Raw genomic sequence first — 20,853 nt, 5'->3', positions numbered from 1 at the left:
ATTCCAGAATGCGATGCATCTTCTCTATCGGAGTCCCGCCCCATGCAAATTTCTTTCAAGCTGACCCTTGGCGCCATTGCGCTGGCCGCCGCTTCCTGGGCTTCTGCCCAGACCACGCTGCTCAACGTGTCTTACGACGTGTCGCGCGAGTTTTACAAAGACCTGAACACCGCATTTGTGGCCAGCTACAAAAAAGGCACCGGCAAAGACATCAAGGTGGACCAGTCGCACGCGGGCTCCAGCGCGCAGGCGCGCGCCGTTGCCGATGGCCTCGAAGCGGATGTGGTGACCATGAACACCACCACCGACGTGGACTTTCTGGCTGGGCGCGGCGTGGTGGCATCCGATTGGAACAAGCGCTTTGCCCACAACGCAGCGCCCACCACCTCGACCATGCTGTTTCTGGTGCGCAACGGCAACCCCAAGGGCATCAAAGACTGGGATGACCTGACCAAGCCTGGTGTGCAGGTGATCGTGGTCAACCCCAAAACGGGCGGCAATGGCCGCATGGCTTATTTGGCTGCTTGGGGCTCCGTGCGGGCCAAAGGCGGCACCGACGCGCAGGCCGCCGAGTTTGTGAGCAAGCTCTACAAAAACGTGCCGGTGCTGGCGCGCGGCGGGCGCGATGCCACCGGCATCTTTCTGCAGCGCAACATTGGCGACGTGCTGGTCACATTTGAGTCGGAAGTGGTGTCGGTTGACCGCGAATTTGGTGCCGGCAAGGTGGACGCGGTTCACCCCAGCAGCAGCATCGTGGCCGAAAACCCGGTCGCCATCGTCGAGCGCACCGCGAACAAAAAAGGCACGGCGGCTGATGCCAAGGCCTATCTGGACTTTTTGTACACCGACGAAGCGCAAGAGATTGCTGCCAAACACGGTATCCGTCCGCGCTCTGACGCGGTGCTGAAGAAGTACGCCAGCACCTTCAAGCCCCTCAAGCTATTCACGGTGAACGACTACTTTGGCTCCTTGGGTGAAGCGCAAAAAGTGCACTTCAACGACGGCGGTCAGTTCGACAAGCTGTACACACAGGGCCAATAAATGTCGGGCGCTCTCGCATCCCTGCCGGTCTCGGGACCGGCAGTGGTGGGTGGCGCGCGCCGCAGTGGCGCGCGTGTCCTGCCAGGTTTCAACATCACGCTCGGGTTCACGGTTTTTTACCTGTGCCTGATCGTGCTGATTCCTTTGTCGGCGTTGGTCTTCAAGACCTTTACGCTGAGTTGGCCGCAGTTTTGGGACGCGGTTTCCTCGCCGCGCGTCATGGCCTCGTACCGCCTCACGTTTGGTGCCTCGCTGATTGCCGCCTTGGTGAACGTGGCGTTTGGCCTGTTGGTGGCTTGGGTACTGGTGCGCTACAACTTTCCGGGCAAGAAGTTTGTGGACGCGCTGGTGGACTTGCCGTTTGCGCTGCCCACCGCCGTGGCCGGTATTTCGCTCACCGCGCTGCTGGCGGGCAATGGCTGGATTGGCCAGTACCTGGAGCCGCACGGCATACAGCTTGCCTTCAACCCCAATGGCGTCGTCATTGCGCTGGTCTTTGTGGGCCTGCCGTTTGTGGTGCGCACGGTGCAGCCGGTGCTGGAAGACACCGAAAAAGAGCTGGAAGAGGCCGCCACCTGCCTGGGTGCCACGCGCTGGCAGACCTTCAGCCGGGTCATTTTTCCCAGCATCGCGCCCGCTTTGCTCACCGGCTTCGCCATGGCGTTTGCCCGCGGCGTGGGTGAATACGGCTCGGTCATCTTCATTGCCGGCAACATGCCCATGGTGTCTGAAATCACACCGCTCATCATCATCAGCAAGCTGGAGCAGTACGACTACGCCGGCGCCACTGCGGTGGCCACGGTGATGCTGGTCATCTCGTTCATGCTCTTGCTGGTCATCAACGGCTTGCAGGCCTGGCAGCGCAAGCGTTCTGGAGGTAGCAACCCATGAGTAACCCGACTTTGCGCACCGCCCGCAAAGGCACCACAGAAGCGGCCTGGGTGCGCTGTGTGCTCATCGGGACCGCGCTGGCATTCATGTTTCTGTTTCTCGTGCTGCCCCTGGCTGCGGTGTTTACCGAAGCGCTGCGCAAGGGCTGGGAGGCCTACTGGGAAGCATTGCAAGAGCCCGATGCCTGGTCGGCCATACGGCTCACGCTGCTGACCGCTGCCGTGGCCGTGCCACTGAACCTGGTGTTTGGCGTGGCGGCGGCCTGGTGCATCGCCAAGTACGAATTCCGGGGCAAGTCGCTCCTCACGACGTTGATCGATTTGCCGTTTTCGGTGTCGCCGGTGGTGGCTGGTTTGATCTACGTGCTGGTGTTTGGCGCGCAAGGCTGGCTGGGCCCCTGGCTGGCCGAGCACGACATCAAAATCGTGTTTGCCTTGCCCGGCATCATCCTGGCCACCATTTTTGTCACCTTCCCTTTCATTGCCCGTGAGCTCATCCCGCTGATGCAGGCCCAGGGCAACGACGAAGAGCAGGCGGCCCAGGTGTTGGGTGCCACCGGGTGGCAAACCTTCTGGTACGTGACGCTGCCCAACATCAAATGGGGCCTGATCTACGGCGTGATTCTTTGCAACGCGCGGGCGATGGGCGAGTTTGGTGCGGTGAGCGTGGTGTCTGGCCACATCCGCGGCCAGACCAACACCATGCCGCTGCACGTGGAGGTGCTTTACAACGAATACCAGTCGGTGGCCGCCTTTGCGGTGGCGTCGCTGCTGGCCCTGCTGGCGCTGGTGAGTCTGGCCATCAAGAGCCTCGTTGAATGGCGCCATGACCGCGAGATGAAGGCCGTCGCAGAACGGCCACCCGAGCGGCCCACCCCGACAGCGCCTGCCGCAACTGTTGCGGTTTGAGGTTTGAACAGAGAACATCGACATGAGCATTGAAATTCGAAACGTCAACAAACACTTCGGCAGCTTCCATGCGCTGCAGGACGTGAACCTCGACATCGCTTCGGGCGAACTGCTGGCGCTGCTCGGGCCGTCGGGCTGCGGCAAAACCACCTTGTTGCGCATCATCGCCGGGCTGGAAACGCCCGACACCGGCAGCATCCATTTCAGCGGTGAAGACACCACCGACGTGCACGTGCGCGAACGCAACGTGGGCTTCGTGTTCCAGCACTACGCGCTGTTTCGCCACATGACGGTGTTTGAAAACGTGGCCTTTGGCCTGCGCGTGAAGCCGCGCGGTGTGCGCCCGAGCGAAACGCAGATCAAGAAAAAAGTCCACGACCTGCTGGGCCTGGTGCAGCTGGACTGGTTGGCCGACCGCTACCCCGCGCAGCTGTCGGGCGGCCAGCGCCAGCGCATTGCGCTGGCCCGTGCGCTGGCGGTGGAGCCGCAGGTGTTGCTGCTGGACGAGCCTTTTGGCGCGCTCGACGCCAAGGTGCGCAAGGAACTGCGCCGCTGGCTGCGCCGCCTGCACGACGAGTTGCATGTGACCAGCATCTTCGTCACCCACGACCAGGAGGAAGCGCTGGAGGTGGCCGACCGCGTGGTGCTGATGAACAAGGGCGTGGTGGAGCAAACCGGTTCGCCGCAAGACGTGTGGGACCACCCGGCTAGCCCGTTTGTGTACGGCTTTTTAGGTGATGTGAACCTGTTCCATGGCCGTGCGCACGAGGGCTTGCTGCATCTGGACGGTGTCGCGATTGACACGCCCGAACACGCCGGCGCACAGAATGCGCAAGCGTTTGCCTACGTGCGCCCGCACGACCTGGACGTGCAGCGCTACCAGCCCGGTGCCAGCGGCATCGTGGCCAAGCTCAGCCGGGCCATTGTGGTGGGCCCGATTGCGCGGTTGGAACTCTTGCCCGTTGAGAACAATCAACCCCAAGGCCACGATCCCTTGATTGAAGCGCAGATTCCTGCGCAACAATTCAAAGAAATGGGTTTCAAAGATGGTGAGACACTGGTCGTCTCGCCGCGAAAGGCCCGCGTATTCCTGCAAGGACACTGACTTGATCCCCACGATTCCGACCGTTACCCCGTCTGTTTTTGAACGTTTTCCTCGCCAGCTACTGGGCTTGGTGGCGCTGGGCAGCGCCGCCATGCTGGCCTTCGGCTTGTATCTGCAGCATGCGGTGGGGCTAGAGCCTTGCCCCATGTGCATCGTGCAGCGCTATGCGCTGATTCTGGTGGCGGTGGTGGCTGGTGTGGCTGCGGTGCTGCCGCAGCGCGGTGCGCGCCACACGGCGCTGTGGCTCATGGCGGGTTTGGCGGTGTTTGGCGCTTTCGTGGCGGCGCGTCAAAGCTGGCTGCAGTGGAACCCGCCCGAGGTGTTGAGCTGTGGCCGCGACTTTTTCGGCATGATCGAGTCGTTCCCGCTCAAACGCGCCATTCCCATGATCTTCAAAGGCAGTGGCGACTGTTCTGAAATCGACTGGACCTTTCTGGGCCTGTCGATTGCGAACTGGTCTTTCCTGTATTTCTCCGCCATTGCGCTGCTGGCCGCCGTGCTGTGGTTTCGGCGCCCTTTGCGCTGAAGCCGACCGCGATTGGCGTCAGAGGATGGCGCTGCCTGGGCGCTCACCGCGCTCGTACACCACATGGGCTCGGCCCACAATGAGCGAGTCCAGCGCGCCAATGTTTTTCGGGTCTTTGTTGGTGTAGGGCAGCTTTTGCAGCAGGTAGCGCATGGCGTTGAGGCGTGCGCGCTTCTTGCAGTCGCTCTTGATCACGGTCCATGGCGAATCTGCCGTGTCGGTCTCGAAAAACATGGCTTCCTTGGCCTTGGTGTAGTCGTCCCACTTGTCCAGCGAAGCCAGGTCAATGGGGCTCAGTTTCCACTGCTTGAGCGGGTGTGCCTTGCGCTCCTTGAAGCGGCGGCGCTGTTCGCTGCGGCTCACCGAAAACCAGAACTTGATGAGGTGCACACCGCTGCGCACCAGTTGGCGTTCAAACTGCGGTGCCTGGCGCATGAACTCCTGGTATTCGTCGTCGCTGCAAAAACCCATGACGCGCTCCACGCCGGCGCGGTTGTACCAGCTGCGGTCGAACAGCACGATCTCGCCGGCCGTGGGCAGGTGCTGCACATAGCGCTGAAAGTACCATTGGCCGCGCTCCACCTCGCTCGGTTTTTCCAGCGCCACCACGCGCGCGCCGCGCGGGTTCAGGTGTTCCATCATGCGTTTGATGGTGCCGCCCTTGCCGGCTGCGTCGCGCCCCTCAAACAAGATCACGATGCGCTGTCCAGTTTCTTTGGCCCAGGCTTGCAGCTTGAGCAGTTCTACTTGCAGCAGGTATTTTTGTGACTCATACACCCGGCGCGACAGCAGGTTTTTGTAGGGGTAGGCGCCGCTGCGCCAGTCGGCGGCCAGGGCCTCGTCGGGCTTGACCTGGGCCTTGGCTTCGCTGCGCACCACCTGCGTTTCTTGCTTCAGCAGCCGGCGGATGGCTTTGGCGTCGTCCGGCGCGGCGCCTTCCAGAATGGCGCGCAGCGACTCGGCTTTGTATGTTTGGCTGTTGTCGGTGCGCGAAAGAATGTCTTGCACGGCGGCCAACTGGGCGGCCTGGCGCGAAGCCACGGCCCGTGAGACGGTGTTTTTCCGGATCTTTTGGGGCTGGCTGGTGCCGCTGGTGTCGCCCAGCGCCACGCGGCGTGGCTTCTCAGTCGGCAGGCTGGGTGCGGTCGCCTGGGGTTTGGGCTTTGAAGCCGCCGCAGCCCGGCGCGGGGCAAGCGCCGCCGGTTGGGCCGCACGCTGCATACGCGGTTTGGCCGCAGGTTTGGTGGCTGACGCGGCGGCGTTGGCAGCGGGGGCGTTGGGGCTGGCTCGTTCGGTCATGAGGTGTTCGTCCTTCTGTCACACAACACACCAGTATCGACAAAGGTCGGGGCACCGGTTTGATGTTGATCAAGTGGGCGCTGCAATGCGCCCTGCAACAGGGCCTGTTGCATGCCCGGCTTACGTCAGCTTCTTCACCAGCACCTGGCTTTTGCGGTCCCAGTTGTACTTGCGCTTGCGCGCCTCGGGCAGCCAGTCGGGGTTGACCTGCACGAACCCGCGCTTGATGAACCAGTGCATGGTGCGTGTGGTGAGCACAAAAATGCTTTGCAAGCCTTGTGCCTTCGCGCGCACCTCGATGCGCTTGAGCAGGCGTTCACCGTCACCCTGGCTCTGCGTGTCGGGCGACACGGTGAGCGCGGCCATTTCGCCGGTGCGGGCCTCGGGGTAGGGGTAGAGCGCTGCGCAACCGAAGATCACGCCGTCGTGTTCGATGATGGTGTAGTAGCCCGCATCGCGTTCAATTTCGGTGCGGTCGCGCTTGACCAGTGTGCCGTCTTTTTCGAACGGCTCGATCAGCGCCACGATGCCGCTCACGTCGTCCATGGTGGCCTCGCGCACGCTTTCCAGCTTCTCGTCCACGATCATGGTGCCAATGCCGTCGTGGGTGTAAATCTCCAGCAGCAGCGCACCGTCTACCGCAAACGGCAGGATGTGGCTGCGCTCCACGCCGCCTTCGCAGGCGCGTATGCAGTGCTGCAAATAGAACGCGGTGTCGGTGGGCTGGGTGGCGGCAGGCAGGGCGGCCAGCATGGTTTTGGCGGCGGCCAGGGGCAGCTCGGTGTCGATCTCGCTGGTCGGGTCGATGGCGTCCACGCGGATGCCCGGGACCTCGGTCAAAAACATCAGCTTGTCGGCCTGCAGCGCCACGGCCACCGAGGTGGCCACGTCTTCCATGGTCAGGTTGAAGGCTTCGCCGGTGGGCGAGAAGCCAAACGGCGACAGCAGCACCAGCGCGCCCATGTCCAGCGTGCGCTGAATGCCTTCGGTGTCGATCTTGCGCACCAGGCCCGAATGCTGAAAGTCCACTCCGTCTACCAGTCCCACGGGCCTGGCGGTGACAAAGTTGCCTGAAATCACCCGCACAGTGGCGCCGGCCATGGGCGTGTTGGGCAGGCCTTGGCTGAATGCCGCTTCAATTTCGTAGCGCAGCTGGCCTGCGGCTTCCTGGGCGCAGTCCAAAGCCACCGAATCGGTGATGCGCATGCCGTGCGAGTATTTGGGCGTGTGGCCCTTGGCGTGCAGCTGTTCGTTCACCTGGGGCCGAAAGCCGTGCACCAGCACAATTTCCACCCCCATGCTTTGGATCAGCGCCAGGTCTTGCGCGATCAAAGGCAGCTTGCCCGCCGCAATGGCCTCACCCGCCACGCCCACCACCACGGTGCTGCCGCGCAGTTTGTGGATATAGGGCGCCACCGAGCGAAACCAGGGCACGAAGGTGAAATTGAAGACGTTGGACATGTGGGCGGGCAGGTCGGGCGGGCTGGCGGGCAGGGAAGGGGTCGGGCGCGGATAATCACCGGTCGCCTGATTTTGACTGAAGTTGTGCCCTTGTCCTCTACGCCTTTGTTTATCGAATTTCCCGAGTCCCTCCCGGTCTCTGCGCGCCGCCACGAGATAGAGGCGGCCATGCGCGAGCACCAGGTGGTCATCGTTTGCGGGGAAACTGGCTCGGGCAAGACCACGCAGCTGCCCAAGATTGCGCTGCAGATGGGGCGCGGCAAGCTCAACGCCAAGCCGGGCCAGCGCCCGCAGATGATTGGCCACACCCAGCCGCGCCGCATTGCCGCCAGCAGCGTGGCCAGGCGCATTGCCGAAGAGCTGAAAACCCCGCTGGGCGAGGTGGTGGGTTTCAAGGTGCGTTTCCAGGACCGGCTGAGCAAGGACGCGTCCGTCAAGCTCATGACCGACGGCATCTTGCTGGCCGAAACCCAGACCGACCCCGACCTGCGCGCCTACGACACGATCATCATTGACGAGGCGCACGAGCGCAGCCTGAACATCGATTTTCTGCTCGGTTACCTGCGCCAGCTGCTGCCGCGCCGGCCCGACCTGAAGGTGGTGGTGACTTCGGCCACCATCGACGCGGACCGCTTTGCGCAGTACTTCGCCTCAAAACGCGGCCCGGCTCCGGTGATCCAGGTCTCTGGGCGCACGTTTCCAGTCGAGGTGCGTTACAGGCCTTTTGAAGAAAGTCGCGAATACGACCTCAACAACGCAATCGCCGATGGCGTGGACGAGTTGTGGCGCACACCGCAGGGCGGCGACATTCTCATTTTTCTGCCGGGCGAGCGCGAAATCCGCGAAGCCACGGACCACCTGCGCAAGCACCTCAGCCACATCTCGACGCTGCGCAATGCCGAAGTGCTGCCCTTGTTTGCGCGTCTCTCGCAGGCCGAGCAGGACCGCATCTTCCAGGACCACAGCGGCCGGCGCATCGTGCTCTCGACCAATGTGGCCGAAACCTCGCTCACCGTGCCGGGCATCCGCTACGTGATCGACGCTGGCACCGCGCGCGTGAAGCGCTACAGCTTCCGCCAGAAGGTCGAGCAGCTGATGGTTGAACCCATCAGCCGGGCGGCGGCCAACCAGCGCGCCGGGCGTTGCGGCCGTGTGGCCGACGGTATTTGCATTCGCCTGTACGACGAGGCGGGGTTTAACGGCCGCCCGGCCTTTACCGACCCGGAGATCCTGCGCAGCTCGCTCGCGGGTGTGATCCTGCGCATGAAGGCGCTGCGCCTGGGCGCGGTGGAAGAATTTGCGTTCATCGAACCGCCGCAAAAGCGCGCCATCGTCGACGGCTACCAGCTGCTCTCCGAACTGGGCGCGGTGGACGAGGCCAACGAACTCACGCCGATTGGCCAGACGCTCTCGCGCCTGCCGCTGGACCCGCGCGTGGGCCGCATGATTTTGGAGGCGCAGCGGCGCGGCGCGCTGGACGAGGTGATGGTGATTGCCTCGGCCCTGAGCGTGCAGGACGTTCGCGACCGCCCGATGGACAAACAGGCCCAGGCCGACCAGGCACATGCCAAGTTCGACGACGAAAAGAGCGAGTTCAGCGGCACCCTCAAGCTCTGGAAGTGGCTGGACGACACCAAAGGCGGGCATGGCAAGGACCACAAGCTCAGCCACCGGCAATACGAAAACCTGCTGCGCGAGAACTTCGTCAACGTGCGCCGGGTACGCGAATGGCGCGACATCCACACCCAGTTGCACACCGTGGTGGCCGAACACAAGTGGACGCTCAACACGCAGCCGGCGAGCTATGAACAGCTGCACCTCGCCATGCTCTCGGGCCTGCTCGGCAACATCGGCCAGAAAAACGAGGCTGAGGACTGGTACCTGGGCGCGCGTGGCATCAAGTTTTACCGGCACCCCGGCGCGAACCTGAGCAAGAAGCCCGGGCGCTGGATCGTTTGTGCCGAGCTGGTGGAAACCACGCGCCTGTTTGGCCGCGGCATCGCGTCCATCGAGCCGCAGTGGCTGGAGCAGGTGGGCAGCCACCTGATCAAGAAGCAGTTACTTGACCCGCATTGGGAGAAGAAGGCGGCGCAAGTGACGGCGCTGGAACGCGCCACGCTCTACGGCCTGGTGATTTACCACAACCGCCGTACCGACTACGGCCGGGTGGACCCAGTGGGCGCGCGCGAGATCTTCATTCGCGAAGCGCTGGTGGCCGGCGAATGGGAAACGCGCTTGCCGTTTCTGGCCGCCAACCAGAAACTGGTGAAGCAGGTGGCCGAGCTGGAACACAAGTCGCGCCGCCAGGACGTGCTGGTGGACGATGAGCTGATTTTTGCGTTTTACGACGCGCAAATACCGGCCGAGGTGTGCAGCGGCGCCAGTTTTGAGCGCTGGTACAAAGACGCCCAGCGGCTCAACCCCAAGCTGCTGCTGCTGACCAAAGAAGAGCTGATGCGCCACGAGGCGGCAGGCATCACCACGCAAGCGTTTCCCAAAACGCTGCGCCTGGGCGGGGTGGACTGCGCCTGCACCTACCTGCACGAGCCCGGCGATGCGCGCGACGGCCTGAGCGTGACGGTGCCAATCTTCGCGCTCAACCAGGTGAGCGAAGACCGCTGCGACTGGCTGGTGCCCGGGATGTTGAAAGACAAGCTGCTGGCGCTGCTGAAAACCCTGCACCAGCGCCCGCGCTCGCGCCTGGTCCCCCTGCCAGCCACGGCCGAGCGCTTTGCCACCGCGCTCACCGAGCCCGCGGTGTTTGGTGCCGGCAACCTGATGGATGCGCTGTTGAAGCTGGTGCGCGAAGCGACGCAACTCGACATCGTGCGCAACGACATCAAGGTGGACATGCTCACACCGCACCACTTCATGCACCTGCGCGTGGTGGACGAACATGGCCGCCAACTGGGCCAGGGCCGCAGCCTGGCGGGGCTGAAGGCCGAACTGGGCGGGCAGGCGCGCGGTGCGTTCCAGGCGCTGGCTTCGCTCAAGCTGGAGAGCCTGCGCCCGGCGCCGCCCGAGCCCAAGGCGGTGCCGGCCCCAGCCAGCGCAGGCGGTGCGCGCCGCGCAGCCGCTGAAGTGCCAGCCGCACCCGCTGGCGCCGCCCAGCGCTACACCAGCTGGAGCTTTGGCGAGCTGCCCGAGCTGATGGAGATCCGCAAAGGCGGGCAGACGCTGATCGGCTTTCCGGCGCTCATGGACCTGGGCGATGCCGTGGCCATTGAGGTGTTTGACGAGCCGGAGGTGGCCATGGCGCGCCACCGCGAAGGCTTGCGCCGCCTGTTTGCGCTGCAGATCAAGGACGCACTGAAGTACCTGGAAAAGAACTTGCCCGGGCTGATGACCATGGCCACCGCCTACATGCAGGTCGGCAAGACCGACAGCGGCTCGGGTGGAGGCACGCTGGAAGAGCTGCGCAGCCAGATCATTGGACTGGCATTGGACCGCGCCTTTTTAGCCGAACCGCTGCCCACCGACGAAGCAGCGTTCAAGAAGCGGGTGGACGAGGGCCGGGGCCGGCTCACCTTGATCTCGACCGAGATTGCGCGCAATGCCGGGTTGATATTGACCGAATACGCCGTAGCCACCCGCAAGCTACAAGACAGCCGCCCGCCAGCCGACGTGGCCACCGATGTGGCCCAGCAACTGCAACGCCTGGTGCCCAAGCGCTTTCTGCTGAGCACGCCTTATACGCAATTGCAGCACTTTCCCCGCTACCTGAAAGCCGTGCAGCTGCGGCTGGACAAGCTGCGCGCCGACCCGGCGCGCGACGCCGCCAAGCTGGCCGAGCTGCGCCCGCAAGACCAACGCTTTTGGCGCCTGGTGGCGGAGCGCAAGGGTGTGCAAGACGCGCGCCTGCAAGAACTTCGCTGGCTGCTGGAAGAACTGCGCGTGAGCTTCTTTGCGCAAGAGCTGCGCACGCCCCAGCCGGTGAGCGTGAAACGGCTGGACAAGGCTTGGTCGCAGCTCAACAGCTGATCCTTTGACAGCCCCAGCCAAGTGGTGGGCGAGGGGAGTCGCTTGGCGCGTGTGAGGTTCAGTCGGCCACCAGCGCGACCCGGCCCTGGGTCACCTTCAGATCGGTGTGGGCCTGCAGCCGTGCCCGCACGCTTCTGCGTCTTCGCAGGTGGCCAGCTGGTCTGGCGAGGCCTGGCCGGAGGGCTTCCCTGGCTGACCGGTGAAGACCACCCAAAACGCACCGGGTTGGTTCAGGGCCATTTCGGGTTTTGCTTCGCATTGCTCCGCCACGTGGTCGTCAAACACGCACGCCGCGTCGTGTTCGGCGTCGGTCACGCTCCAGAAATCGGTGCCGCGAATGCCTACGGTGGTCGTGGCCAGCTGCAGGTTCAGTTCGTGCTTGTTGCCCAGCGCCTTGCTGGTGTCTTCGCCGGCGCAGCGGAACACGCCGGTGATCAGGTGCAAGCTGGACTTGATGTCAGACGAGCCGGCAGCGCCTTGTGGTTTGGCCGCCATCGCGTCAATCTGAAACTGGGTTTGCTCGCCCAGCTTGAGGCCCGAGCGGGTTGACCCAGATGCCAGGCGATGACGGCCACGGCCAGAGCCGAAGCACCATGATCCATCCCGTTGCGGCGAAGAACATGCCTGCGCTGAGCAGCGGGTTGGCGGGAGCTGGTCAGCAGGTGGAGGGCAATGAACTCGGGGTGAGCTTCATCAAAACGCAACGACAGGCTGTTTATCAGCAGCCTGTGGCGGTCTTCAATGTTCGCAGCGACGCAGCCTCTGTATTCAAGGTGGGCTGGTCATCGCGCGAAAGCGCCGTTTTCAGGGCGCTGGGTGTGGCGTGTGAAAAAGCTCAACCATTCGCTGTCACGCACGGCCGGGCTTTGAGCGTGGCTCGGTTGGGCCCAGGGTGGCGCTACCCTGTTTTTTCAATTGGGATGCGGCGCTGAAGCGGCTGCAAACTGAGGCATAATACGAGCTTCGGAGCGATGACCGAGTGGCCGAAGGTGCTCCCCTGCTAAGGGAGTATGGGGTGTAGAGCCTCATCGAGGGTTCGAATCCCTCTCGCTCCGCCACTGTTTAAAAACCCGTTCACATTTTTGATGTGGACGGGTTTTTTTCTTGGCCGCCATGCGTTGCGGTTCGGTGCTCTCCGGGCTTCGATGCCTGTCGGTTTGAAATCTTCCCCCGCTTTGATGCCACCGCGACAGGTCGTCTCGCCACTTGTTCGACAATGCCCGAATGCGTACTCCATCTCCTGTTGCCGCCCTCTCGGGCAAGGCGTTTGCCACCTTGTTGCTGATTGCGTTCATGATGGGCGCGAACCATGTGGCGGCCCGCATGGCGTTTGACCATGGCGTGGATGTGTCCACGGCCGTGGTGTTTCGCAGTGGGATGACAGCGCTGGTGGTGGCCATCTTGTTGCGCGTTTACCGCGTGCCTATCAAGCTGACTGCGCGCCACCGCAAAGCGTTGCCAGCCATGGGCTTGCTCGTGGGGGTGCAAAGCCTGTGTCTGTATTCCGCGGTGGCGCGCTTGCCGGTGGCGCTGGCGCTGCTGGCTTTCAATACCTATCCACTCTGGACCGCGCTGTGGGCGCGTCTGGTGTACGGCCAGCGGCCACCGGTTGCGGTGGTGCGTGCCATGCCGGTGATGCTTGTGGGCCTGGCACTGGCGCTGGATGTTCTGGGGGCTTCATCCGGCCTGGGCGCTTCGGGCCATTGGCGTGATATCGGTGCCGGTGTTGCGTTTGCGCTTGCCGCAGCAGCCACGTTTGGCTTGGCTCTGGTACTGACGCAGCACGAAACGGCCGACCTGGATGGCCGCTTGCGCACCGCCAGCACCATGGGCATTGTGGCTGTGCTGGCGCTGGCTGGCGTGGGCGTGCAGGGTGGTTTTCACTTGCCGGTGGCCGCGCCGGGCTGGTGGGGGCTGTTGGGTTTGACGGTGCTGTACGGCACCGCCTTCACCATCATGTTTACCGTGCTGCCGCGCCTGGGTGTGGTGGGCAACTCCGCGATCATGAACATCGAGCCCATTTTTGCGCTGGTGCTGGCCTGGGCCATTTTGGGTCAGACCATTGCGCCAGTGCAGGTGGCGGGGGGCTTGCTCGTGGTGGCCACAGTCATGTGGCTGGGTCTGCGGAAAGCCTGACCGGCTCATTCGTCCAGCGAAGCGCTCCAGCGCGCGTTCCATTCGCCTCGGGCCTTGCCGTCGCTCAGCTGGTCCAGGTCGCGCCGGTCGCGTTTGGTGGGGCGGCCCTGGCTCAGGCTCTGGGCGGGTTCGGGTGCCAGCCGCCGCTGTTCGGCCGCGGCCGCCCGCAGGTCAATGGATTCAGCGGTTTCTTCGTAGAGCAAGGCCGCCACCGGCGCAGGGCCGCGCACGCCGCTGAGCGCACGCACAACCACGGTTCTCACCACCGGGCCGATGCGCAGCTCCAGCACGTCGCCGGGTTTCACATCGCGTGAGGGTTTGGCCAGCTGGCCATTGAGCCGGACCCGGCCTTTGTCGATCTCTTCGGCACTGAGGCTGCGTGTTTTGTAGAAGCGGGCCGCCCATAACCACTTGTCGAGGCGAACCTTGGCGGATGTGTTGTCGCTGTGCATGTGGGGCGCGTTGGTGGGTTTCTGGGTTGGGCTTGTGGGTTAGGCAGCTTCACGGGCCAAGGGCAGGCGCACGGTCGCGTCCAGGCCTTTGACCTTGGCGTTTGCCACGCGGTTGGTCAGCTCGATGCTGCCGCCCAGTGAGCGCACGATGCCCAGGCAAATGGCCAGTCCCAGGCCGGAGCCGGTGCTGGCCGAGCCAGCACCTGTTTCGGTGGCAAAAGGCTCAAACAGGCGCTCGCGCAGGGTGGGTGAAATGCCGGGGCCGCTGTCGCTGATGGTGAGCGCCGCGGTGCGCGCGTCCCGCACCAGCGACACCGCCAGGCGCGAGCCTTCGGGGGTGTTCTTGATGGCGTTGTGCAGCAAGTTGCGGCTCAGTTCGCGCAGCGCCCACAGGTGTGAGCGCACGGGCGCTGGCGAGGTGTCGAGCGAAAAATCGAGCGAGCGCTCGGCGATCAGGGCCGACAGGTCGAGCGCCACATCGCGCACCACGTCGGCCCAATCGGTGCGGGGTGTGGTGTGGTCTTCGCGCAGTTGCTCCACCTTGGCCAGCGCCAGCATCTGATTGGCCAGCTCGTTGGCCCGTTCGACCGTGTGCCCGATTTCTTCAAAGGCCTGCATGGGCCCGATGTCGCCGCGCAATGCCGACTGCACCTGCACCTTGAGCACCGCCAGCGGTGTGCGCAACTGGTGCGAGGTGTCTCGCACAAACCTTTTCTGGTGTGCCAGCAAATGGGCCAGGCGCTGCATGTGCTGGTTGGTGGCGTCCAGCAGTGGCAGCAATTCGCGCGGTGCGCCGGCGGTGGGTAGAGGCGCCAGGTCGTTGTCGCTGCGGGCACCCAGCGCGTGGCTGAGCGCACGCACGGGGCGCGTGGCGCGCTGCACCACCAGCACCACCACCAAGGCAATCACGATCACCAGCACCGCTTGCCGCCAAAGGGTGTCCAGCAAAATCTGTCTGGCCAGGGTTTCCCGCAGTTCCAGCGTCTCGGCCACCTGAATGGTGGCCATGCCCTGGCCACCCAGGCCGGACACCGGTTGCAGCAGCACGGCCATGCGCACGGGCACGCCCCGGTATTCGTCGTCGTAAAAATGCACGAGTGCCGCGTAAATTTTTTGGGCGGGCAGGTTTTCGCGCCAGCGGGGAAGGTCTTCAAAGCCAGACACCAGCTCGCCTGAAAAGCCGCTGACGCGGTAAAACAGGCGGCTGCGGTTGTCGGCCTCAAAGGCTTCCAGCGCGGAATAGAGCACAGACGATTTGACGCGGGGTTCACCCCCGTTGCTCACCACCTCCAGCTGTTCGCCGAGCGACTTGGCGGTGGCCAGCAGGGTGCGGTCGTAGGCGGTGTCGGCGGCGGTCAGTGCCTGGCGGTACAGCACCACGGTGTTGATCAGCACAAAGCCGAACACCGGCAGCAGAATGCCCAGCAGCAGGGTGCGCCGCAATGAGCTGGGCCGCGTTTCTCCACACGCGGCGCCAGGGCGCGCAGTGACCGAAGCGCCATCCGATGCCATCAGACCCCCGCCTTGAGCAGGTAGCCCAGGCCGCGCAGCGTGACGAGCTGCGCGCCGGTGTGCGCAATTTTTTTGCGCAGGCGGTAGGCCACCACCTCAATGGCTTCTGGCTGGACCTGGCTTTGGCCTGGGAACACCAGTTCAAACAAGCGCTCTTTGGCAATGGCGTGGCCTGGTTTGCCCAGCACCGCGCGCAGTAGGGCCAGCTCGCGCGGTGCGAGTTCCAGCGGTTCACCGTTGAAGTAAGCGGCGCCGCTGTCTTTGTCCAGGTGCATGCCGCACCACACGACCGGCTTGGCGGGCGCGCTGTTTTGCGCTTCTGCGCTGCCGCTGGCGCGGCGCACCAGGGCGCGCACGCGGGCTTCGAGCTCGTCGAGGTCAAAGGGCTTGGGTAGGTAGTCGTCGGCCCCGGTGTTGAGGCCAATGATGCGGTCGCCCACGGTGCCGCGTGCGGTGAGGATGATGACGGGTGTGGTGAGGCCTGCCGCTCGCGCATCGCCCAGCACCAGCAAGCCGTCGCGGCCAGGCAGGCTCAGGTCCAGCAGCACCGCGTCGGGCAGGCTGGCCTGCCACAGGGCCAATGCGCGGGCGCCGTCGGAACACGTAATCACTTGAATGCCGCGGCGTGCCAGCGACCGCTGCAGCGTGGTCTGCATGGCCGGGTTGTCTTCAATGAGCAGCAGTTTCATCGTCGCGCAATTATCGGTGGGTTGTGCGTGCAGCAGCATGCATGTGGGCCGGGGCATGGCCGCTGCGGGTGGCACGAAAAGCAGGGTTTATCCCAGGTCGTTCGACAGCCGATTGACAGCGCCAGACAGGAAGATGCACAGGTCCATTCAACAAGGAGACAAGTATGCGTCGCGATACCTTTCTGAAATCTTTGGCCGCACTGGCCGCCGCTGGTGCCCTGCCCAATGTGGCCTGGGCCAATGCCAATCTGAAAATGATGATTCCGGCCAACCCGGGCGGTGGCTGGGACAGCACCGGCCGTGCGCTGGGCGAAGCCCTTCGCGAGGCCAAGTCGGCTGACTCGGTCACGTTTGAAAACAAGGGTGGTGCTGCCGGTGCCATCGGTCTTGCCCAGTTCTACAACGCCAACAAGGGCGACCCGAATGCGCTGATGGTGATGGGTGCTGTCATGTTGGGCGGCATCATCACCGGCAAGCCGCCTGTGTCGATCACGCAGCTCACACCCATCGCCCGTCTGACCACCGAGTACAACGTGTTTGTACTGCCGGCCAACTCGCCCTTCAAGACCATGAAGGATGTGGTGGAACAACTCAAGAAGGACCCGGGCAGCGTCAAGTGGGGTGGTGGTTCGCGTGGCTCCACCGAACACATCGCTGCGGCCCAGATTGCCCAGTCGGTAGGGGTGCCCGCATCCAAGATCAACTACGTTCCGTTCCGGGGCGGTGGTGAGGCGGTTGCGGCCATTTTGGGTGGCAACGTGACCATCGGCGGCAGCGGCTTCAGTGAGTTCCAGCAGTACATCGAGGCGGGCAAGATGCAAGCTGTGGGTATCACGTCGGGCCAGCGCGTCAAGGGCATCGACGTTCCCACGCTCAAGGAGCAGGGCATTGGCGTGGAGATTGGCAACTGGCGCGGCGTGTTTGGTGCCGCCGGCCTGACCCCAGCCCAGCGCGACGAGCTGACCGCACGCGTGGTCAAGGCCACGAAGAGCAAAGCCTGGCAAGACGCGCTGGTCAAGAACAACTGGACCCCCGCGCTGCTGACCGGCAAGGCGTTTGACGAGTTCGTGGACCGTGATTTTTCCAGCCTGCGGGCCACCATGGTGCGCGCCGGCATGGCCTGACGCCGCCGCGCGCTGACAACGCGCTGCCAACCGGCCGCGGCACCTGTTGTCGCGGCCTTGTTTTTTTGGAGATGCACATGAACACCACCGGTTCCCCCCACCCAGCCGCAGGCGCAGACCACCGCCCGGGCCAGCTGGCCCTGGGCATGGCTGCCGTGTTGCTCGCCGCCGGGCTCGCCTACGGCGCGGCCAATATCCCGTCGGACGCGGGCTACGCCGGCGTAGGCCCGAATTTCTTGCCTTGGGTGGTGGCGGCCGCCATGGGGTTGTGCGGCGTGTTGTTGATCTGGGAAGTGCGCACCGGCGGTTTTCGCAACATGCCCGAGCCCTCGGGTGCCGCCCGCGGCGACTGGCGCGCCATGGCTTGGGTGTCGGCGGGCATTCTGGGCAACGCGGCGCTCATCACCACGATCGGTTTCGTGCTGAGCTGTGCGCTGTGTTTCACGCTGGCGGTGCGCGGTTTGCGCATCAGCGAAGGCAAGCCCGCAGGCCATGCCATGCAGACCGTGAAAGACGTGGTGATCGGCATGCTGATTTCGGCGCCCACCTTCTGGCTGTTCACCAAATTCCTTGCCGTCAACCTGCCGGGCCTCACGGGTACCGGCTGGCTCTGATCTGCACGACGGACCTGAAAGGCATTCACCATGTTGGATCTCTGGAACAACCTGCTGGGCGGCTTTGCCACGGCGGGCACCCCCATCAATCTGCTGTGGGCGCTGGCCGGCTGTGCGCTGGGCACCGCCATTGGCGTGCTCCCCGGCTTGGGCCCGGCCGTCACGGTGGCCATGTTGCTCCCCATCACCGGGCAGGTGGAGGCCACCGCCTCCATGATCTTCTTCGCTGGCATTTATTACGGTGCCATGTACGGCGGCTCGACCACCTCCATTTTGCTCAACACCCCCGGTGAAACCGGCACCATGGTGACCGCGCTTGAAGGCTTCAAGATGGCCAAGAACGGGCGCGCAGGTGCGGCGCTGGCCACCTCGGCCATCGGCTCTTTCGTGGCCGGCACCATCGCCACCATTCTGGTCACGCTGTTCGCGCCCTTCCTGGCCGAGTTTGCCGTCAAGCTGGGGCCGCCCGAGTATTTCTGCTTGATGCTGCTGGCCTTCACCACGGTGAGCGCGGTGCTGGGGCAGAGCACGCTGCGCGGCATCACAGCGCTGTTTTTCGGCCTCGCACTGGGCCTGGTGGGCATGGACCAGATCACCGGCCAGGTGCGTTACACCGGCGGCGTCATCGAGTTCATGGACGGCGTTGAAGTGGTGCTGGTGGCGGTGGGTCTGTTTGCTGTGACCGAGGCGCTTTACAACGCGCTCTATGAAGGCAAGAGCGAGGCCAGCCTGAACAAGATGAACCGGGCGCACATGACGCGCAGCGAGTGGAAACGCTCGTGGCCCGCCTGGTTGCGCGGCACCTTCATTGGCTTTCCGTTCGGCACCATCCCTGCGGGCGGTTCCGAGATTCCCACCTTTCTGAGCTACGCGACCGAGCGCAAGCTGGCAGACCCGGAGAACAAAAAGGAATTCGGCACCACCGGCGCCATCGAAGGCGTGGCCGGCCCCGAAGCCGCCAACAACGCGGCCGTGACGGCCACCCTCGTGCCATTGCTCACGCTGGGCATTCCCACGTCGGTCACGGCCGCCATTTTGCTGAGCGCGCTGCAGAACTACGGCATCAACGCTGGCCCCCAGCTGTTCCAGACCTCGTCTGCGCTGGTCTGGGCGCTGATCGCTTCGCTCTACATTGGTAACGTGATGCTGCTTGTGCTCAACCTGCCGATGGTTGGCCTGTGGGTCAAGCTGCTGAAGATCCCCAAGGCACCGCTCTACGCCGGCATCCTGATCTTTGCCACGGTCGGCGTTTACGGCATGCGCCAGAGCAGTTTCGACCTATTCGTGATGTTCGGCCTGGCGCTGGTGGGCGTGGCGCTGCGACGCTTTGACTTTCCCACTGCGCCGGTGATCGTGGGTCTGATTCTTGGCCCGCTGGCCGAGGCGCAGTTCCGCAACGCCATGTCGATCGGGGAGGGCAGTGCGGCGGTGTTTTTCGAACGCCCCATGTCGGCCACGCTGCTGGCCATTGTGGTGCTGGTGCTGGTGACGCCACGTTTGTTGGCTTGGCACCGCAAAGCGTAGAGCCAGGATGCGGTGGAACCGGCTTTGCCGGGCCACACGCATCGCCCCCTGGGGGGTAAGCGCGCAGCGCTGCGGGGGGTACCATGCCTTCATGAACGCCGACAACCGACTCCCCCGCGACGCGCAGAGCATTCTGGAGCTGGCTGCGAGGTCCATGTTTGACCTGTTTGCCAACGCCAGCGAGGGCATGATGCTGGTGGACCGCAACGCCCGTGTGGTCTGGATCAACGACCAGTACCGCCGATTTTTGCCGGCGCTGGGCTTTGATCGGGAAGAGGATTTTGTCGGCCATCCGGTCTCTAGCGTGGTGCAAAACACGCTGATGCACCAAGTGTTGGCCACCGGCAAACCGATTTTGATCGATCTGCTGGACAACCAGGCGGGCACGTTTGGGGTCAGCCGCATCCCGCTGCGCGACGACGCGGGCGAAGTCATCGGGGTGCTGGGCATTGTGCTGTTTGACCACCCCGAAACCACCTTGCAGCCGCTGATCACCAAGTTTGCCCGGCTGGAACAAGACCTGAACGATGCCCGGCGCGAACTGGCCAGCCAGCGCCGCACCAAGTACACCTTTGCCAGCTTCGTGGGCAGCAGCCCGCCTGCGCTGGAAGTGAAGCGCCAGGCGCGGCGCGCGGCACAGTCGACCAGCCCGGTGCTGCTGCTGGGCGAAACCGGCACCGGCAAAGAGCTGCTGGCCCACGCCATTCATGCGGCGTCGCCGCGCGCGGGCCGCCCGTTTGTGAGCGTGAACATGGCCGCCGTGCCCGACGCCTTGCTGGAGGCCGAGTTTTTTGGCGTGGCCCCCGGTGCCTACACCGGTGCCGACAAAAAGGGCCGCGACGGTAAGTTCAAGCTGGCCGACGGCGGCACCCTGTTTCTGGATGAGCTGGGCGACATGCCCATGTCGGTTCAGGTGAAGTTGCTGCGTGCCTTGCAAGAAGGCGAGGTGGAGCCGCTGGGCTCGAACAAGCTGGTGCGCTTTGACGTGCGGGTGGTGGCGGCCACGTCGCGCGACTTGCAGCAGATGGTGCGCGAGGGCACGTTCCGTGAAGACCTTTATTACCGGCTCAATGTGTTGCCGGTTCGCGTGCCGCCGTTGCGCGAGCGCCGGGACGACATCGCGCTGCTGATCGAGGCGCTGGGCGAAGACATTGCGGCGCGCGGTGGCGGCCCGCAGCTCGAACTGGCCCCCGACGCGCAGGCCATGCTGGCGGCGCAAGCCTGGCGCGGCAACATTCGCGAGTTGCGCAATGTGCTGGAGCAGTTGGCCCTGCGCAGCGACTCGCACCACATCGAAGCCGCGCAGGTGGCCGCGGTGCTGCAAGAAGCCGGCCTTCCCGCGCTGGCCGCGCTGCCGGCACCCGAAGCCGGCACGGCCCACACCACCAAAACCCCGGGCGCGGCTGCCGCACCGCGCCCATTGCCCGAGCAGATTGCCGAGCTGGAGCGGCAGGCCATTCGGGCGGCGCTGGCGCACACCCAAGGCAACCGCACCGCCGCGGCCAAGCTGCTCGGCATTTCGCGGGCGAGCTTTTACGACCGCTTGGCGAGCATGGGTGAAGTGTCTGAATACCAGTCAAGTGTCTGAAA

The 20,853-nt window shown here is 64.2% G+C and carries 18 protein-coding genes and 1 tRNA gene; 13 read left to right on the top strand and 6 right to left on the bottom strand.

The genetic code is table 11. From position 1 onward, the window contains the following. Nucleotides 1-42: 42 nt before the first annotated feature. From ACTG4K_RS05900 to ACTG4K_RS05880, 5 genes are read left to right on the top strand one after another with little or no spacing between them, the layout of a single operon-like run. Nucleotides 43-1,041 carry a sulfate ABC transporter substrate-binding protein gene (locus ACTG4K_RS05900; protein WP_439113271.1) on the top strand — a complete coding sequence of 333 codons (999 nt, stop codon included), beginning with the start codon at nucleotides 43-45 and terminating at the stop codon, nucleotides 1,039-1,041. Then, nucleotides 1,042-1,932, top strand: a complete 891-nt coding sequence (gene cysT, locus ACTG4K_RS05895; protein ID WP_439113270.1) for a sulfate ABC transporter permease subunit CysT — start codon at nucleotides 1,042-1,044, stop codon at nucleotides 1,930-1,932. Beyond that, nucleotides 1,929-2,840, top strand: coding sequence for a sulfate ABC transporter permease subunit CysW (cysW, locus tag ACTG4K_RS05890; protein ID WP_439113269.1), 912 nt, complete (start codon nucleotides 1,929-1,931; stop codon nucleotides 2,838-2,840). The genes cysT and cysW overlap by 4 nt, the downstream gene beginning before the upstream one ends. 22 nt (nucleotides 2,841-2,862) lie before the next feature. Continuing rightward, entirely contained in the window at nucleotides 2,863-3,945 is a 1,083-nt protein-coding gene (locus ACTG4K_RS05885) for a sulfate/molybdate ABC transporter ATP-binding protein (protein WP_439113268.1), read from the top strand. Between the two features lies 1 nt (nucleotide 3,946). Next, complete coding sequence (locus ACTG4K_RS05880; RefSeq protein WP_439113267.1) at nucleotides 3,947-4,471, top strand: disulfide bond formation protein B; 525 nt, start codon at nucleotides 3,947-3,949, stop codon at nucleotides 4,469-4,471. Nucleotides 4,472-4,489: 18 nt separating this feature from the next. On the opposite strand, the gene ppk2 is transcribed toward ACTG4K_RS05880, so the two are convergent. Both ppk2 and argA read right to left on the bottom strand, forming a co-directional pair. Then, the gene (ppk2, locus tag ACTG4K_RS05875) at nucleotides 4,490-5,770 is read right to left on the bottom strand and encodes a polyphosphate kinase 2 (RefSeq protein WP_439113266.1); all 1,281 of its coding nucleotides are present in this window, start codon (nucleotides 5,768-5,770) and stop codon (nucleotides 4,490-4,492) included. 120 nt (nucleotides 5,771-5,890) lie between these two features. Then, nucleotides 5,891-7,231, bottom strand: coding sequence for an amino-acid N-acetyltransferase (argA, locus tag ACTG4K_RS05870; protein WP_439113265.1), 1,341 nt, complete (start codon nucleotides 7,229-7,231; stop codon nucleotides 5,891-5,893). Nucleotides 7,232-7,321: 90 nt separating this feature from the next. On the opposite strand from argA, the gene hrpA reads away from it, so the two are divergent. Further along, the gene (hrpA, locus tag ACTG4K_RS05865; RefSeq protein ID WP_439113264.1) at nucleotides 7,322-11,212 is read left to right on the top strand and encodes an ATP-dependent RNA helicase HrpA; all 3,891 of its coding nucleotides are present in this window, start codon (nucleotides 7,322-7,324) and stop codon (nucleotides 11,210-11,212) included. A gap of 96 nt (nucleotides 11,213-11,308) precedes the next feature. Here hrpA and ACTG4K_RS05860 read toward each other — a convergent pair whose 3' ends face one another. Continuing rightward, nucleotides 11,309-11,707 carry a hypothetical protein gene (locus ACTG4K_RS05860; RefSeq protein ID WP_439113263.1) on the bottom strand — a complete coding sequence of 133 codons (399 nt, stop codon included), beginning with the start codon at nucleotides 11,705-11,707 and terminating at the stop codon, nucleotides 11,309-11,311. Nucleotides 11,708-11,805: 98 nt separating this feature from the next. On the opposite strand from ACTG4K_RS05860, the gene ACTG4K_RS05855 reads away from it, so the two are divergent. The 3 genes from ACTG4K_RS05855 (at nucleotide 11,806) to ACTG4K_RS05845 (ending at nucleotide 13,348) form a co-directional block, all read left to right on the top strand. Continuing rightward, nucleotides 11,806-12,144 (top strand): hypothetical protein, encoded by a 339-nt coding sequence (locus ACTG4K_RS05855; protein ID WP_439113262.1) that lies wholly within the window; start codon nucleotides 11,806-11,808, stop codon nucleotides 12,142-12,144. 33 nt (nucleotides 12,145-12,177) lie between these two features. Then, nucleotides 12,178-12,270, top strand: a tRNA-Ser gene (locus ACTG4K_RS05850). Between the two features lie 166 nt (nucleotides 12,271-12,436). Continuing rightward, the gene (locus ACTG4K_RS05845) at nucleotides 12,437-13,348 is read left to right on the top strand and encodes a DMT family transporter (RefSeq protein ID WP_439113261.1); all 912 of its coding nucleotides are present in this window, start codon (nucleotides 12,437-12,439) and stop codon (nucleotides 13,346-13,348) included. Between the two features lie 5 nt (nucleotides 13,349-13,353). On the opposite strand, the gene ACTG4K_RS05840 is transcribed toward ACTG4K_RS05845, so the two are convergent. From ACTG4K_RS05840 to ACTG4K_RS05830, 3 genes are read right to left on the bottom strand one after another with little or no spacing between them, the layout of a single operon-like run. Further along, nucleotides 13,354-13,800 carry an RNA-binding S4 domain-containing protein gene (locus tag ACTG4K_RS05840; RefSeq protein ID WP_439113260.1) on the bottom strand — a complete coding sequence of 149 codons (447 nt, stop codon included), beginning with the start codon at nucleotides 13,798-13,800 and terminating at the stop codon, nucleotides 13,354-13,356. Between the two features lie 39 nt (nucleotides 13,801-13,839). Next, nucleotides 13,840-15,312, bottom strand: coding sequence for a sensor histidine kinase (locus tag ACTG4K_RS05835; protein ID WP_439113259.1), 1,473 nt, complete (start codon nucleotides 15,310-15,312; stop codon nucleotides 13,840-13,842). Next, nucleotides 15,312-16,001 carry a response regulator gene (locus ACTG4K_RS05830; protein WP_439113258.1) on the bottom strand — a complete coding sequence of 230 codons (690 nt, stop codon included), beginning with the start codon at nucleotides 15,999-16,001 and terminating at the stop codon, nucleotides 15,312-15,314. Before ACTG4K_RS05830 ends, ACTG4K_RS05835 begins: the two co-directional genes overlap by 1 nt. A gap of 164 nt (nucleotides 16,002-16,165) precedes the next feature. On the opposite strand from ACTG4K_RS05830, the gene ACTG4K_RS05825 reads away from it, so the two are divergent. From ACTG4K_RS05825 to ACTG4K_RS05810, 4 genes are all read left to right on the top strand, one after another. Continuing rightward, nucleotides 16,166-17,125 (top strand): Bug family tripartite tricarboxylate transporter substrate binding protein, encoded by a 960-nt coding sequence (locus ACTG4K_RS05825; RefSeq protein ID WP_439113257.1) that lies wholly within the window; start codon nucleotides 16,166-16,168, stop codon nucleotides 17,123-17,125. Nucleotides 17,126-17,202: 77 nt separating this feature from the next. Next, nucleotides 17,203-17,739: a tripartite tricarboxylate transporter TctB family protein gene (locus tag ACTG4K_RS05820; RefSeq protein ID WP_439113256.1), complete on the top strand. Its 537-nt coding sequence runs from the start codon at nucleotides 17,203-17,205 to the stop codon at nucleotides 17,737-17,739. Nucleotides 17,740-17,769: 30 nt separating this feature from the next. Then, nucleotides 17,770-19,263: a tripartite tricarboxylate transporter permease gene (locus ACTG4K_RS05815; RefSeq protein ID WP_439113255.1), complete on the top strand. Its 1,494-nt coding sequence runs from the start codon at nucleotides 17,770-17,772 to the stop codon at nucleotides 19,261-19,263. 91 nt (nucleotides 19,264-19,354) lie between these two features. After that, complete coding sequence (locus ACTG4K_RS05810; protein ID WP_439113254.1) at nucleotides 19,355-20,851, top strand: sigma-54 interaction domain-containing protein; 1,497 nt, start codon at nucleotides 19,355-19,357, stop codon at nucleotides 20,849-20,851. The last annotated feature ends 2 nt before the right edge of the window (nucleotides 20,852-20,853 follow it).

The sequence above is a fragment of the Hydrogenophaga sp. genome (assembly GCF_965657535.1).
Taxonomy (GTDB): domain Bacteria; phylum Pseudomonadota; class Gammaproteobacteria; order Burkholderiales; family Burkholderiaceae_C; genus Hydrogenophaga.
Note: the sequence above shows the minus strand (reverse complement) of the source record. Positions and strands in the feature narration are given on the sequence as shown.